Origin of the sequence: Mycobacterium ostraviense, from assembly GCF_002705925.1 — a bacterium.
GTDB classification, from domain to species: Bacteria; Actinomycetota; Actinomycetes; order Mycobacteriales; family Mycobacteriaceae; genus Mycobacterium; species Mycobacterium ostraviense.
Genome location: NZ_NKRE01000179.1, coordinates 1 through 241 on the forward strand (window position 1 = coordinate 1; position 241 = coordinate 241).

Annotated in this window: 1 protein-coding gene; it reads right to left on the minus strand. The window is 67.2% G+C overall.

The features are described 5' to 3' along the window. Positions 1–240, minus strand: a 240-nt coding sequence (locus tag CDN38_RS28555; protein WP_142361426.1) for a transposase, incomplete at its 3' end; no start/stop codon positions are given. Position 241: the final 1 nt, after the last annotated feature.

Sequence of the window (241 nt, forward strand, 5' to 3'; positions counted from 1 at the left end):
CGTCGCCTCCTTCACCCACAGGACCACGCATCGCTTGAGGACATCACGCTCCATCCTCAATTCAGCGACCTCGGCACGCAGCCGCTTGAGCTCGGCGACATCATCGCCGCTCAACTCACCGTCGCCGTCGCGCTTGGCGCGGGCCTGGGCGACCCAGTTACCCAGCGTCCCCTCGTTGACACCCAGGTCGCGCGCGACCTGGGTGTCAACGAGGGGACGCTGGGTAACTGGGTCGCCCAGG